Raw genomic sequence first — 13,713 nt, 5'->3', positions numbered from 1 at the left:
TGACGCGAATGCACCAGTCCAGCTAGTGCATTCGCATGTGGGCAGCGCCGCAACAGACGCACACCATGCTCACACCGGCCCAGACAGACTGGACTGGTTCCCCAAACTACGAGAAACGTCCCATGGATAAGAACCGTATCGAAGGCGCCGCCAAGCAGCTCAAGGGCTCGGTGAAGGAAGCCATCGGCCGTGTCACCGGCGACAAGAGCACCGAACTGGAAGGCGCCGCCGAAAAGAATATCGGCAAGGTGCAGCGCAAGGCCGGCGAACTCGCCGACGACGTGCGCGACGCGACCAAGCCCACCAAGTAACTCCTTCGCTCCAGCGCTGCTGTTGCAGGTTTGGCAGGTGGTGCTCATGTCAGGTTGGTTTGGTGCGCAGTGCTGCAGCCTGCGGGTAGTGCACAGCCGATGGAAGGCGGAATGCGTTGAGGGCCATCGCCGTTGAATGGTCCACGCGCACTACGCCAATGAGTTAAACGCCAAACGCCCCGGCTTGTCCGGGGCGTTTGGCGTTTAAGGCTCTGCGCACGCATTTTGTGCACAACGCCCCGCTCACACGTATCAATGCCGCGTCGGCATGATCACCTGCCTGCATGCAAGACGGCGCGTGGATGATGTCGGGAAGGCAGGCCCTGCTATGCACGACTCAGATGTCTTGTGTCCAGCAGCCACCGCGCTGCTGACAACACACACGGCACCAGGCACTTCTACGCAGGCCGATACGTTTGCGCCATGAAGCCGCTGGGGAAGGTGTGGGTGCTCACCAGCGTGAGCGGCCTGGGGGCCGGCAGGTCGTTGAAGATCGGCACGCCCTTGCCCAGCAGGATCGGGTAAACGCCCAACACATATTCGTCTGCGAGGTTGTGGGCGATGAGGCTGCGCGCGAAGGCGGCGCCGCCGTGGGCAATGATCGGTTTGCCGTCCTGGGCCTTGAGCGCGGCGATTGCATCGGCCAACGGGCCGCTGGCGACCGTGGCATTGGCCCAGCTGTCCGCGCCGGCCTGCAGCTGCGCGCCCGGCAGGGTACTCAGTTGCGCGCGCGCAGCGGCGAGTGATGCGCGGGCCACCTCCAGCACTGCCGGGCCCTGTGCCGAACACACTGCCTTGGGGATCTGGTTCATCGGCACGGCAAACGGCGAGGTGGCCGTCGGCCAGAAGCTGGCCATGCCCTGGAATGTACGGCTGCCCATCAGGTGCAGGCTGGCATTCCACGCGGTTTCAACCTTCCAGGCAATGGCTGCCTGGTCGCCACTGAACATCCAGTCGATCTCGCCCGCCGGGCCGCTGACAAACCCATCCAGCGACACCGACATCATCAATTTCAACTCACGCATTGCGGGTTCCTTGTGCGCCCCGGCGGGAGCACGACGCGGCAGGCAGGATGCCGGCCTTCGTAACAACGACGAATGGGCCGCACGGAATTCGACATGCGCCTGCACGGCGTTACCGGCAAGCAGCACAGGCCCATCAACAGCGGACCCGGCTGCACCTCGTGCGGGCAAGCCGTACGACGCCATGAGCGAACGAATCAGCCGGAGTCTGTTGGCCGTGTGCAAGGACAACCGCGATGCGTATCCGGGCGCCGGTGACCGGTCGCTGGCAGAGAACGCACTGACGCGTGTGGACCACGTAGTGATGGGCAAAACCGGCAATGTGTTCGCAGTTGAGGGCCGCCTGGATGACCCTGCACACAAGCGGGTGCATGTGGACGTGGAGCAGGCCATCCAGACACCGGTCGAACAGTCCGACCAGCAACTGCTGGCCGCCAATCAGGCGCTGGCGCAGGAACGCGCGCTCACCCAGCAACCCGAGGGGTCGCGGAGCATGAACGAGCCAAGCCAGACGGCGCCTGTCCGGTAGGTCCTGCAGCCGCGGCGTGCCTGCATGGCGACAACGCCAGCATTGCGGCGGCAGGGGACGTCCTCTGCCTTCTTTTTCATGCAGGCCGTCGTACACGAGCACAAGCCATCGTTGGGCAATCGCACGCGAGCTGCATCTGGCATGACCCTGAGAAGCCCTAGCAGCACACTCCCGAACGGAGCCTAGAAACTCCTCACAAAGCGGCACCCACCTCCGACAACTTGGTGGGTTTTTTGTGTCCGGTCGCAAGATCGGGCATGGCTCGGCGTTCCTGCGCCGGGAGGGCGGCGAATACAACACCCGCAAGGGGAATAAGCCCGCCGGCTTTGTGCGGTTTCTAGCCTCCCGGCATCCCGCTGCGTTGTGCAGCGGGAGCTGCCTGATGGCAAGGAGAGCGGCATGCACGACGAACCCGGTTACTGGATGTCCGAAGGCACGCAATACCACCTGCTGCGCGTGCGCGACCAACTGCGCCTGCTCGCCACCCTGGCCAGCCCACGCACACGCGACGAAGGCGCCATGGGCATGCCCGCCATTCCCCTGCAGCAGTGGGCGCGCTGTCTGCAGCATCTGGCCGAGCAGGTGGAGGACGTGCTGGAGGATTTGGGTGGTGCGCGGTAGCGGCGTGTGTCTGGTTCGTGCGTGAGCTGCCTGGCCGGCGGACTGGCCGGAACGATGACTAGGTTTTGCTAACTAGTGCGGCTTGAGCATCCAGCGCCACGGGTTGTATCGCGTGATCAGCTGTCGCTTTAGACAAAAGGCCGATGACGACAGGTGCTTTCTCACCACTCCTTCTGTCCGCACTGGCTTGGAATATTGCTCGGCCTCCGCTGAGCCGGCACACTTAGCCTCGAATGCCAGAAGGACCATGAACATGAAAGAACATTGGAAACTGCTACTGGCGTTGACACTAACCTTCTCCTCCACGTCCTGTGCAACGGATGGTGTGGCAACTGCGACCAAGGAAAGAGCAATCATGAGCGAGAGCAACCAGATCACACCCAACGAGCTGGGAAAGCGATTTTTGGTATTGATCAAGAATACCGATGGCGTTGACACGCTTTCGCCGACAGTCGTACAGACGTCGATGGGGGTTACATTTCAAGCTGATGAAGATAAGAAGTCTGGCTTCTACACGTCAAAAGTGCCTGGAGGCGACTGGCAGTACAGCATGATTTACAATCTTCATGAGAGTTCGTCAGCGCAGTCCAGTATTGCACTTGAATTAATTCAATCGAATCCCTCCGCAGATGCAAGCACTTTGCCCTGCGAGCTGAAGCTAGAAGACTTTCAGCGATCGCTGGTAGACATGGGGTTCTCACCGGCGCCCACGTCTCATAACGAGATTGGCTTGGTTGTGGATTACAGCTATACGCGCCGCAATCTGCTTGTCCGAATAAATCCATATCAGAAAGGCGCAGAGGCTTCGGGGGAAAAGGCAACTGGTTGCGTCAAAAGGATCAGCGCTCATAGATTTGAGGACTGAGTAGATGGCCAGTGCAAACACCCAACTGCAAGCTGCGTTGGCTCAGTTCGCTGGGCAGCCAGGAGTCAGTGCCGATCAAGTGTCGCAGTTGAGAGCGACGCTTGCTGCTGACCAAGATCTCACTCAACGCCTGAATAGCGAAGCAGCAAACGGTCATTTGACCGGGTTTGCCCTAGGGGCAAGCGGCTCCGAGCCGCTGACTGGATCATATGAAAAATCCACTGGCGTCATAACGCTTCCGGCTCTTGACCCGGGCAGTGGCCCGAGTACGGACCTGCGTGCTGCGCTGCGCCTGCAAGAAATGAGCGTGCGCTTTGCAAACAGCACCTATTTGGACGCAAACCAACAAAGCCAACCGGTGACGCAGAACATGGTCACCAACCTTCAAGCCACCATCAATGGTTCGCCTGCATTAGCACGCGAAATGAAGACAGCGGTCACTACCGTTGATACCAGCGCAAGGCAACCGCACATGCTGTTGGAAAACTTCGCGCCGTTGAGTGGAACTGTTGCTGGCGGAACGTTCAATCCGGCAACTAACACGATGAGCCTTCCCCCAACCACGCTTTCCCAGCCGCCAAGCCGGTTCAATCAGATCAGTGCCAATGATCTGACTTTTGTTCTTGGGCACGAGACGCAACATGCCTTCAACCAGATCGACACAGCGGCTGCATACCGCAGGTTTGATCAGGCAGCCACTGCAATTGCCAAAGATAACAATCCGATAAATGATTACACAGTCCCTATCGAGAACTTGATTGCCAGTAACCGGCAGGACGAAGCGAAAGCGCAGATTGCTGGATGGAACGCCTTGGCAGACAGGGTACGACAAAGCAATCCTCATGTTGACGCAACGGCAATGAAGTCACTGGGGAACGGGCGAATCGACGATTTTGTGGAACTCAATCCTTCTAATCCTCTACAAGCTCAGGCACGGCAGGGAATTACATTCAATGCCGACGGATCGCTGCCGATGACGCCGCAGAATGTTGCCGCCCAAGAGACTTACTATTTCAACAAGCAACCGCGAGGAACACCAGGCCTACCCACAGCTCAGACCACCGGCATCGGATTTCATGGCGACTCCGATTACCCAAACTACTACGGTGCAGGGGCGGTCAGTCGGGCGATCTATATCGAGAGGACGCACGCTCATCCGGTGGGCGGCATTGCACCCCAGATGCATCTTGATATGCAGCGCCTCCGCTTCAAGGAACCGTTGCTGGAACATAACGGGATTGATCTTTCCCAAACCGGTGCGGCTAACCCTCAGCCATACTGGGATACCAGCACGACCCCACCCACACGTGGGCTATTCCAGCATACGCAGGGTACGCACCAACATGTCAGCCCGGCGTTTGATCTTGCTGCTCCAAGCGACGAAAGAAGCGGCCGCAGTCAACATCCGTCCATCGACAGGGCCTTGCTTGAAAAAGTACGCCAAGGCGTCAGTGAGCTAGACCGCCAGGCCGGAAAGCCCTGGGATGACAATAGTGAGCGGCTCAGTGCCAGCTTGATGCTGATGGCAGCTGAGAAAGGCTTCACTGCGAAAGACGACTTGAAGTTTGCATTCAACACACCTACCCCAAATCTGGGCAGCGGCGAAGTGTTGCATATGTGGCGCGCGAGCAATGCTTCCCCTGATCCAGCTGCGAATAGGGCGCACATGCCGACACAGGAAGCCCTGTCTGTTCCGGCGGAGCAACGTCTGACGCAGGTGGAGACACTGCAGCAGGCGAAAGCTGAGGAAATACAGAGAAGCCAGCAACAGGATGTTGTGCAGCAGCAATCGGGGCAGGCTCGCTCGCTCTGAGGGTTACATCTCGGCAGCGGGCAGCTCAGCAAACTCAGTGCTTCGCGAAACCACGCCCTTCAGCTAGGAGCAGTAGCGCGCGCACCAACATCCGGGATTGGCGCGTTACTGCCAGGGAATCGAGAACGTGACCCTGCGCAGCGAAGCAAAGCGCCAAGGGCGCCCTGCGACGTCGGATTCCATCACTACGCTATATAGCCAGGGCAATCGATACCATGTGGCGAATACCATACTGTCATTATATTGGTCGTCCGGCAGTAGTCATCAGGATCACCATGAACGCCGAACCAAGTCGTAAATCGCGCGGTCGGTTCAAACGACATGTCAACATATGGCGGAACATCGAAGGTCTGAACTTTCGTCTGCTGGCCGTATTCAGTAAGAGCTTCGTAAGCGATCGCGGTTGATTGCGGTATAACATTTTGTCCAACATGCTGGACCTGAGCTGCGCTGCAAGATGCGAATTCCGCCTCAGTTATCTTGTGATGACTCGTCTTTAGAGATGTTATTCAGTCTTAGCTGATCGCCAGCAAAAATTCTAACTTCATTTGATGACGCTTCAAGCCACGATGCCCGAAGTGAGTCTCGGGATGCATCCTTATAAGTCAGTTTAGGCCTGTTCAAATAAAGAGAAGGACTTCTTAAGCTAACAGTGTAGTGCCGCCCTGGCTTGAGACGATAATTCAATTGAATATTTACGTCCACCACCTTCTTCTGCTTTGGACCCACTTTGACATATACATCTTCTGGCGCGCCGTCCATGTTGACATAGATGCCAAAATAGGGAGCTTCACTTCCATCATCTGCCAAGACACGAAAAACATTGTTCATCAAAAGACCACTTTTGTTGGTCTTTGGAAACCACTGATCTACGACTTCGATGTCCTGGCCACCTAGATTAGTAGCAACGACGCGTATACCTGTTTCATCTTGCTTGTTACTTACAGGCTTATCGCTATTAACAGCTTTAACTGCTTGTTCAATCTTAATACTCAATCGCCCCGCCGCTAATGCCGAGTGAGACCAGATTATTAAGCCCACTATTGCCGTTACTCTCCATGCATGCATTGCCAACTCCTTGTTAGTAAGCAAACTTTGTCGATTTTTAATGTTGCGATGGTACTTGAACACAAAATCATACTTATAGCGTAGCGTCAACGGAGCCCGATTTATCAAAACACAAATATAGGTGGCCTCCTGGATAGGGACAGCAAAATTCTTTGCCACCTTGCGTGGATGAAAACGGCTTCCTGCGTGACTAAGCTAGCCGGTGTGATCGCCTAGTGCATTCGTCGAAATGGTCGTGACGCACTACCAACTGCCGTTGGCGGCGCGTGCCGGAGCATGCGGACGTGGCCGAGGTGGCGCAGGCCATCGTGCAGGTGGTGGATGCGCCGTTCGGCAAGCGCCCGTTCCGCGTGCATATCGACCCGGCTGGCGATGGTGCCGACGTGGGCTTCGGCGTGCTCGATCGCCTGCGTGCGGAGATGCTGCACCGGGTGGGGTTGGGCGATCTGTTGGCACCGCGCGTGGTGGGCTGATGGAAAGCGGCAGGCGTTTTGGGCGCCTGCCGGCTATGCTGTTGTGCTGACTGCGCGGGTGCATACGCGCGTGGTGGTGGTTGGGAGGCGGCGTGGTGGTGTTAGCGCCACGCAGGTATTCACGCAGCAGCGTTGTGGTGCGCTTGTTGTTGCGCGCACCGGCTTTTGGCCATGCTGGCCTGACGTTAGGTCGCGCCCAGGTGCGCTCCTACGCCCAGGTCCAAACTTGGTATGTGTTTTCTCAACTCTTACAAGGACGTCGCCGTTGTTGACCGTTTCCTTCCGCATCCTCTGGCCCGTGGCCCTGGTTGGCCTGATGGCGTCCTGCAACGGCAGCCACACCGCTGACCCGCCGCGCCCGGAATCCGAGCACTTCACTCTGGCCGAGTTGCAGCAGCTTGGCTGCACCGTCAACGCCACGCCCAAGCGCAGCCAGAGCAGCATCCCGTTGGTGGGCACGGTCGATGGCTATGGCATGACCAGCGCCACGCCGTGTGCCACGCAATTGGTGAGCCTGCTGCAGCCCATCAACTATGAAGATGCCGTCTGGGAAGGCGCGCGCTCGGCCGCCAAGAACTTCGCCAAGGAGCACGGCTACACGCAGGAACGCTTCGAGGGCGAGATCGGCGAGTACAGCGAGATCGAGGTGTTCAGCCGCAACGGCAAGCAGGTGGGCTTCGAATACAGCGTGCAGGCGCGGGGCACGCTGCATTCGGTGATCGTGCTCTCCGATAGCCTTGAGCCGGACGCGGCGTTCGAGGCGGTGCTGAAGACCAAGCTGTGAGGGTGCGAGCCTGACCGACAGCCGTTAGCTGGCGCCCCTGATCAATGGCAAGGTGAATGCCATTTAGAGCGGCTAACAAAACGTAGCGAGCAGCCGTCAGGTGGGTGCGGGCGGCGCGGAGGAACCGGAATGTACGTGGGTACATGAGGATTCCGAGCACCGGCCGCGCCCGCCTGGCGGCTGCGCAGTAGTTTTGATAGCTGCTCTTAATCGTTAACTGGATAGCGCCATGACGAATCTGGTCAAGCTGGCGACCGCACGCGCCCTGGTCGACGCCAGTGCGGTCAGGCAGGCGTCGGTCATCGGGGAAGCCGGTGCCTGGACCGTGCGGTTGCAGACCCATAACCAGACCCGTGTGCTGGCCACCAAGGCGAATGCGCCGCGCCGGTTTGGCAGCTTCGAAAGTGCGTTGAAGGTCTTGCGCGAGATGGGCATGCCATTGGACGTGCTTCATGTGGACGCTGCGCAGTGGGACGCCGAGAGCGGCAAGACGAAGCGCCGGCCTGACCGCTCCGAGGCGATGAAGGTCAAGGAGTTGGACGCACGCTATGCGGTGTCGCTACGCACCCAGACCGAGCATGCCCTGGCCGACCCCCGCCCCGCACTCTCCAGCGCGCAGGCGAAGCAGCAGATGGAGACGCTCAAGACGCAACAACGTGCGGCGCTTGAGGCAGCACTGGCTGCAAAGGACACGCGTGCGCGAGCGTGGCCTGGAAGCAGAGCGCGCTGGATGCGCGCACCGCATTGCTCGCCTCAGCACTGGCGCGCGCGATCGAAATCTCCGACCCGCAGATGTATTCCGCCGCATGTGAACAGGACGACCGGATCGAAACCGAGGGCGACGCGCTGGATGGTGCCGCCATCTATCACTCTGGGCCACTGCCGGGAACGCGTTTGTCTACCTGCCAGCACGGCAGATATGTCTTGATCTACACACGCGACGGCGACGACGTGCTGATCCTTGTACTTGTACCTGCGCGCTCTGATTGGAAGCCGACGTCGTCAGGCGATCAATAGATCCATGACGTGTCGATGCTAGCGAGCGAGGGGCATACGCGACTGCTCGACGACATCGACAGCGCGCTACACCTCGCCCATCGGCCGCAGGCACAGCCAGATGGCGCACCAGTGCGACAGTGCGCCGCCCAGCACGTGGGCGTGCCAGATGGCGCGGTTGTAGACCATGGACTTGCGCACGTAGAAGCCAACGCCCACCGTGTAGAACGCGCCGCCGGCGGCGATGAGCCACAGCACGGTGCTGTCCAACCCGGCGACGATCTGCTTGATCACCACGATGCCGGCCCAGCCCAGCAGCAGGTAGATGGCGACCCAGAAGCCCTTGGCGATGCCGGGCAGGAACAATTTGGCGAACACCCCGAACAGGGCCACACCCCACACGCTCAGGATCATGGCCCAGCGCCAGCTGCCATCCAGCGCCAGCAGGAAGAACGGCGTGTAGGAGCCGGCGATCATCACGAAGATGCCGGCGTGGTCGAACTTGCGCAGCATCGGCTGGCGCTGCGGCGGGGCGAAGTTGTAGGCCGCCGAGCAGGCAAACATCACCAGCAGCCCCAGCGCGTAGACGCAGGTGGCCAGCACCATCGTGCCGTTGGCATGCGCGCGCCAGATCATCCAGGCGCCGCCAACGATGGCCAGGAACAACCCGGCGGCGTGCACCACAACGTCGGCACGGCGGGCGGAAGGGGTCTTGTAGTGCGGGGCGAGAGCGCTGGGGGGCACGGGCACGGCAGGTCTTCGAGGTGGGGGAGCCCGCCGGCGCCGCATGGCGCGGCCCGGTGGGGCCCGACAGGATACCCGCTTGCTGAATCCGCTCAGTGACACAGGCTCGCCGGTTTGGCCGCGGTCTCATACCCTGAGACACCTCCCCTGTCTCATGCCCCTCTTTGGGAGCCGCCGTATGCCTCCGTTTGCCCTCGCTCCCCGCACCGAAACCGCCGAACGCGCCCTGGCCACCACTGATGGCCGGCCCAGCCGCGACGGCGCATTGCTCACCGAGCGCCTGGAGCGGCGCTACCACGACCGCATCACCGGCAGCTTCACCATCCCCGGGCGCGAAGGCCATTACGCGCCCATTCCCGACGACGTGCCGGCGGCCCTGGCCGATGCGCTGCGCGCGCGCGGCATCAGCCAGCTCTACAGCCACCAGGCCGATGCCTGGGCGGCGAGCCAGCGCGGCGAGCATGTGGCGATTGTGACGCCCACCGCCTCGGGCAAGTCGCTGTGCTACACGCTGCCGGTGGTAAGCGCGGCGATGACCGCCGGCGCCAAGGCGCTGTATCTGTTCCCGACCAAGGCGCTGGCGCAGGACCAGGTGGCCGAGTTGCTGGAGCTCAACCGCGCCGGCGAGCTGGGGGTGAAAGCCTTCACCTTCGATGGCGATACGCCTGGCGATGCACGCCAGGCGATCCGCCTGCATGGCGACATCGTGGTGAGCAACCCGGACATGCTGCACCAGGCGATCCTGCCGCATCACACCAAGTGGGCGCAGTTCTTCGAAAACCTGCGCTATGTGGTGATCGATGAGATCCACACCTACCGCGGTGTGTTCGGCAGCCACGTCACCAACGTGCTGCGCCGGCTCAAGCGCATCTGCGCGTTCTATGGCGCCAACCCGCAGTTCATCCTGTGCTCGGCCACCATCGGCAACCCGCATGCGCACGCGCAGGCCTTGATCGAAGAACGCGTGCATGCCATCACCGAATCCGGCGCGCCTACCGGCGACAAGCACGTGCTGCTGTGGAACCCGCCGGTGGTCAATGCCGACCTGGGCCTGCGCGCCTCGGCACGGTCGCAGAGCAACCGCATCGCGCGCATCGCGATCAAGAGCGGGCTGAAGACGCTGGTGTTTGCGCAGACGCGGCTGATGGTGGAAGTGCTGACCAAGTATTTGAAGGACATCTTCGACCACGACCCGCGCAAGCCGGCGCGCATCCGTGCGTACCGTGGCGGCTATCTACCCACCGAGCGCCGCGAAGTGGAACGCGCGATGCGCGCGGGCACCATCGACGGCATCGTGTCCACCTCGGCGCTGGAACTGGGTGTTGATATCGGCGCGCTGGACGTGGTGATCCTCAATGGCTACCCCGGCAGCGTGGCGGCCACCTGGCAGCGGTTTGGCCGCGCCGGGCGGCGGCAGCAACCGGCACTGGGTGTGCTGGTGGCCAGCTCGCAGCCGCTGGACCAGTACGTGGTGCGGCACCCGGATTTCTTCGCCGATGCCTCGCCCGAACATGCACGCATTGCGCCGGATCAGCCGCTGATCCTGTTCGACCACATCCGCTGCGCGGCATTCGAATTGCCGTTCATTGCCGATGAACCGTTCGGCCCGATCGACCCGCTGGTGTTCCTGGAAGCCTTGGCCGAAAGCGAAGTGATCCACCAGGAAGGCGACCGCTGGGAATGGATCGCCGACAGCTACCCGGCCAACGCGGTGAGCCTGCGCTCGGTGGCCGATGGCAACTTCGTGGTGGTGGACAAGACCGACGGCAAGCAGCAGATCATCGCCGAGGTGGATTATTCGGCCGCTGCGCTCACCTTGTACGAAGGCGCCATCCACATGGTGCAGAGTACGCCGTATCAAGTGGAGCGGCTGGATTGGGAAGGCCGCAAGGCGTACGTGACGCGTACGCATGTGGACTACTACACCGACAGCATCGACTACACCAAGCTGAAGGTACTGGACCGCTTCGATGGCGGCGTGGCCGGGCGTGGCGATTCCCACCATGGCGAAGTGCATGTGGTGCGGCGTGTGTCCGGCTACAAGAAGATCCGTTACTACACGCATGAAAACATCGGCTACGGCCCGGTGAACCTGCCCGACCAGGAACTGCACACCACCGCGGTGTGGTGGCAGCTGCCACAGGCCACCTTGGGCAAGGCATTCGCGTCCAAGCAGGATGCGCTGGATGGGTTTCTCGGCGCGGCCTATGCGTTGCACGTGGTGGCCACGGTGGCGGTGATGGCCGACGCGCGCGACCTGCAAAAGGCCGTGGGCAATGGCGACGGCGCGTGGTTTGCGGTGGCCGACCAGACCGGCCGCGGGCAACTGCGCGGCGTGGAAGAAGGCGAGGAAGGCACGGTGGAGTTACAGCAGGCCTTCGTGCCCACCGTGTACCTGTACGACAACTTCCCCGGCGGTGTGGGCCTGAGTGAACCACTGTGGTTGCGCCAGGCCGAGCTGTTGCAGCGCGCCGACGAGCTGGTGCGCCGCTGCGATTGCACCGCCGGCTGCCCGGCCTGCGTGGGCCCGGTGCTGGCTGCGCACGAAGAAGGCAAGGGTGAATCGCCGAAGTCACTGGCGCTGACGGTGCTGGCGCTGTTGTTCGACCCGGATGCGCCACTGCGCCACGCCACGCACGTGGATGACGACCTGGCGCTGGACGTGCTTGCATGAGTGTGAGTGCGGACCGCCTGCGGCTGTTGCGCCGCCAGGCGGGGCAGACGGATGTGCGCGGGCCGGTGGGTGGAGAGGCTGCTACGTCGGCGCGTGTGGAGGCGGCCGATGCGTTGCGCGTGGATGATGGTGCGTGCGCGGGCGCGGGGACAGCTGTAGAGGCGGACACGCCCGTTGCTGTTGGTTCCGGTGCACAGGCCGGTGTCGATGGCACCGCAGCTTTGCATCGGGCCGCAGTTGCCGTGGACGGCACGCGCGCTGACAGCGCCGCAGCGAACGCCACGGCTGGTGAACGGCTCGATGTGCCCTCGAACGCCGTCAGTGCGCGCGATCTTGCGACCTATGCCGATGACCTGCAGCCGTTGAGCATGCGCCGCGATGCCGGGACGGTGCAGCGTGGCGGGCACCGTGCAGCGTCGCGTTCCGTAACATCGGCGCCGCCCGTCCCTGTGGAAACAGATGCGCCTGTTGCCGTGCCAACTGCGGCTGGCAACACGACCGGTGTCAGTGCAGAGCGGCTGCGGTTATTGCGCCGCCAGGTGGGTGGCATGACGCCTGCGCCACGGAAGGACGCCGCAGCAGTGCCGACGCGCGCACAACGGCAAGCGGCGGCCGGCGATGGTGTGGCGACATCGGGAGCAACGGTGCGCGGATTGTCAGATCACGCTGCGCGTGCGCGGCCGTCAGCCATGCGCGATAACGGCGCGTTGTCGCCTGACGCGAACGCAGGTACGCGAAGCGCTCACGTGATGCGCCCCACCCGCACGTCCGGCGCAAGCAGCATGGATGCGGCCCAGCAGCAACCCAGCCCATCGGGAATGATGCGCCGCGCACTCCAGTCACCGGCAGTACCGCCGGCACGCGATGCCTCGGTGTTTGCCTGGGTGGAACACGATGTGCGGCACAAACCCGCGGTAACACCCAGTGCCGTAGCCGCGCCTGCGTTGCCAACAGTGCAAACGCCAGCAGCGGCGCCAGCCATGCAACGGCGCGCCGACATCGGTGCGTTGCGCAAGATGATTGGTGTGCGAGAGCGCGCGGTGTCCGCCACCATGCCGGTGCGTGCACCGTCCCTTGATCGGCATCTGCCAGGCGACGAAATCGCGCCCGGCCTGCACCTGATCGAAGCCTTCCTGCCGCAGGCCATCCCGCGCGAGGCGCTGTCGCTGGCTTTCGCCAAACGCGAGGATGCGGTGGAACCGGAGCACCTGCTGTTCTTCGATACCGAAACCACCGGCCTGGCCGGCGGCACCGGCACGCGCGCCTTCATGATTGGCGTGGCCGATTGGCGCGTGGATGCCACGCGCGGCAGCGGGCTGCGCGTGCGTCAGTTGATGATGTCCACGATGGCCGCCGAAAGCGCGATGCTGGACCTGTTCCGCAGCTGGCTCACTCCGCAGACGGTGCTGTCCAGCTACAACGGCCGTTGCTACGACGCGCCGCTGTTGAAGACGCGCTACCGGCTGGCACGGCGTGGCGATCCGATTTCCGCACTGGACCACGTCGACTTGCTGTTCCCCACCCGCCGCCGCTATCGCGGCACCTGGGAGAACTGCAAGCTCTCCACCATCGAGCGGCAGCTGCTGCGCGTGGTGCGCGAAGACGACCTGCCCGGCTCCGAGGCGCCGGCCGCGTGGCTGAGTTACCTGCGCGGTGGCAGCGCACGCAACCTGCGCCGCGTGGCCGACCACAACCACCAGGACGTGGTGACGTTGTCGCTGTTGATGCAGCGCCTGGTGGCGGTGCAGGCGCAAGACAGCGAGGAAATCACAGCAACCTGAGCCGCTGCGATGCGATGCCGCTGCGCTGTTGG

The 13,713-nt window shown here is 62.1% G+C and carries 11 protein-coding genes, 1 other RNA gene and 2 pseudogenes; 10 read left to right on the top strand and 4 right to left on the bottom strand.

Annotated features, from left to right (window positions below; translation table 11 throughout):
- Nucleotides 1-122 precede the first annotated feature (122 nt).
- Entirely contained in the window at nucleotides 123-311 is a 189-nt protein-coding gene (locus QRM89_RS05755; RefSeq protein WP_285447492.1) for a CsbD family protein, read from the top strand.
- Nucleotides 312-709: 398 nt separating this feature from the next.
- Here QRM89_RS05755 and QRM89_RS05750 read toward each other — a convergent pair whose 3' ends face one another.
- Nucleotides 710-1,336 carry a dihydrofolate reductase family protein gene (locus QRM89_RS05750; RefSeq protein ID WP_285447491.1) on the bottom strand — a complete coding sequence of 209 codons (627 nt, stop codon included), beginning with the start codon at nucleotides 1,334-1,336 and terminating at the stop codon, nucleotides 710-712.
- Between the two features lie 163 nt (nucleotides 1,337-1,499).
- Here QRM89_RS05750 and QRM89_RS05745 point away from each other — a divergent pair.
- The 4 genes and pseudogenes from QRM89_RS05745 to QRM89_RS05730 form a co-directional block, all read left to right on the top strand.
- Nucleotides 1,500-1,862, top strand: a pseudogene (locus tag QRM89_RS05745) (XVIPCD domain-containing protein); the annotation flags it as partial.
- A 399-nt stretch (nucleotides 1,863-2,261) separates the two neighbouring features.
- On the top strand, nucleotides 2,262-2,483 hold the full coding sequence (locus QRM89_RS05740; RefSeq protein ID WP_161962875.1) for a hypothetical protein: 222 nt from the start codon (nucleotides 2,262-2,264) through the stop codon (nucleotides 2,481-2,483).
- A 253-nt stretch (nucleotides 2,484-2,736) separates the two neighbouring features.
- Nucleotides 2,737-3,348, top strand: coding sequence for a hypothetical protein (locus tag QRM89_RS05735; RefSeq protein WP_285447490.1), 612 nt, complete (start codon nucleotides 2,737-2,739; stop codon nucleotides 3,346-3,348).
- Nucleotides 3,349-3,352: 4 nt separating this feature from the next.
- Nucleotides 3,353-5,161, top strand: coding sequence for an XVIPCD domain-containing protein (locus QRM89_RS05730; RefSeq protein WP_285447489.1), 1,809 nt, complete (start codon nucleotides 3,353-3,355; stop codon nucleotides 5,159-5,161).
- A gap of 471 nt (nucleotides 5,162-5,632) precedes the next feature.
- On the opposite strand, the gene QRM89_RS05725 is transcribed toward QRM89_RS05730, so the two are convergent.
- A complete protein-coding gene (locus QRM89_RS05725) occupies nucleotides 5,633-6,388 on the bottom strand; it encodes a hypothetical protein (protein ID WP_285447488.1) in 756 nt (251 codons plus the stop codon).
- A gap of 107 nt (nucleotides 6,389-6,495) precedes the next feature.
- On the opposite strand from QRM89_RS05725, the pseudogene QRM89_RS05720 reads away from it, so the two are divergent.
- Together QRM89_RS05720 and QRM89_RS05715 are read left to right on the top strand one after the other, a co-directional pair.
- Nucleotides 6,496-6,702 (top strand): annotated as a pseudogene (locus QRM89_RS05720) (oxidoreductase); the annotation flags it as partial.
- Nucleotides 6,703-6,967: 265 nt separating this feature from the next.
- Entirely contained in the window at nucleotides 6,968-7,486 is a 519-nt protein-coding gene (locus QRM89_RS05715; RefSeq protein ID WP_285447487.1) for a hypothetical protein, read from the top strand.
- Between the two features lie 70 nt (nucleotides 7,487-7,556).
- Here the strand turns inward: QRM89_RS05715 and QRM89_RS05710 are convergent.
- Nucleotides 7,557-7,631: non-coding RNA, sX9 sRNA (locus tag QRM89_RS05710), on the bottom strand.
- Nucleotides 7,632-7,715: 84 nt separating this feature from the next.
- Here QRM89_RS05710 and QRM89_RS05705 point away from each other — a divergent pair.
- A complete protein-coding gene (locus QRM89_RS05705) occupies nucleotides 7,716-8,414 on the top strand; it encodes a hypothetical protein (RefSeq protein ID WP_285447486.1) in 699 nt (232 codons plus the stop codon).
- Between the two features lie 155 nt (nucleotides 8,415-8,569).
- Here the strand turns inward: QRM89_RS05705 and QRM89_RS05700 are convergent, their stop codons facing one another.
- Nucleotides 8,570-9,232 carry a hemolysin III family protein gene (locus QRM89_RS05700; protein ID WP_042595485.1) on the bottom strand — a complete coding sequence of 221 codons (663 nt, stop codon included), beginning with the start codon at nucleotides 9,230-9,232 and terminating at the stop codon, nucleotides 8,570-8,572.
- 172 nt (nucleotides 9,233-9,404) lie between these two features.
- On the opposite strand from QRM89_RS05700, the gene QRM89_RS05695 reads away from it, so the two are divergent.
- Nucleotides 9,405-11,900, top strand: a complete 2,496-nt coding sequence (locus QRM89_RS05695; RefSeq protein ID WP_161963454.1) for a DEAD/DEAH box helicase — start codon at nucleotides 9,405-9,407, stop codon at nucleotides 11,898-11,900.
- Entirely contained in the window at nucleotides 11,897-13,681 is a 1,785-nt protein-coding gene (locus QRM89_RS05690) for a ribonuclease H-like domain-containing protein (protein WP_285447485.1), read from the top strand. The genes QRM89_RS05695 and QRM89_RS05690 overlap by 4 nt, the downstream gene beginning before the upstream one ends.
- Nucleotides 13,682-13,713 lie beyond the last annotated feature (32 nt).

This window comes from Xanthomonas sp. LMC-A-07 (genome assembly GCF_030208825.1).
In the GTDB taxonomy this organism is placed as follows: domain Bacteria; phylum Pseudomonadota; class Gammaproteobacteria; order Xanthomonadales; family Xanthomonadaceae; genus Xanthomonas; species Xanthomonas campestris.
Note: the sequence above shows the minus strand (reverse complement) of the source record. Positions and strands in the feature narration are given on the sequence as shown.

Bases quoted from the DNA above. Each gene is read 5' to 3' on its own strand.
- QRM89_RS05695 (WP_161963454.1), top strand. From the start codon at position 9,405: ATGCCTCCGTTTGCCCTCGCTCCCCGCACCGAAACCGCCGAACGCGCC.
- QRM89_RS05735 (WP_285447490.1), top strand. From the start codon at position 2,737: ATGAAAGAACATTGGAAACTGCTACTGGCGTTGACACTAACCTTCTCC.
- QRM89_RS05705 (WP_285447486.1), top strand. From the start codon at position 7,716: ATGACGAATCTGGTCAAGCTGGCGACCGCACGCGCCCTGGTCGACGCC.
- QRM89_RS05730 (WP_285447489.1), top strand. From the start codon at position 3,353: ATGGCCAGTGCAAACACCCAACTGCAAGCTGCGTTGGCTCAGTTCGCT.
- QRM89_RS05755 (WP_285447492.1), top strand. From the start codon at position 123: ATGGATAAGAACCGTATCGAAGGCGCCGCCAAGCAGCTCAAGGGCTCG.
- QRM89_RS05690 (WP_285447485.1), top strand. From the start codon at position 11,897: ATGAGTGTGAGTGCGGACCGCCTGCGGCTGTTGCGCCGCCAGGCGGGG.
- QRM89_RS05750 (WP_285447491.1), bottom strand. From the start codon at position 1,336: ATGCGTGAGTTGAAATTGATGATGTCGGTGTCGCTGGATGGGTTTGTC.
- QRM89_RS05740 (WP_161962875.1), top strand. From the start codon at position 2,262: ATGCACGACGAACCCGGTTACTGGATGTCCGAAGGCACGCAATACCAC.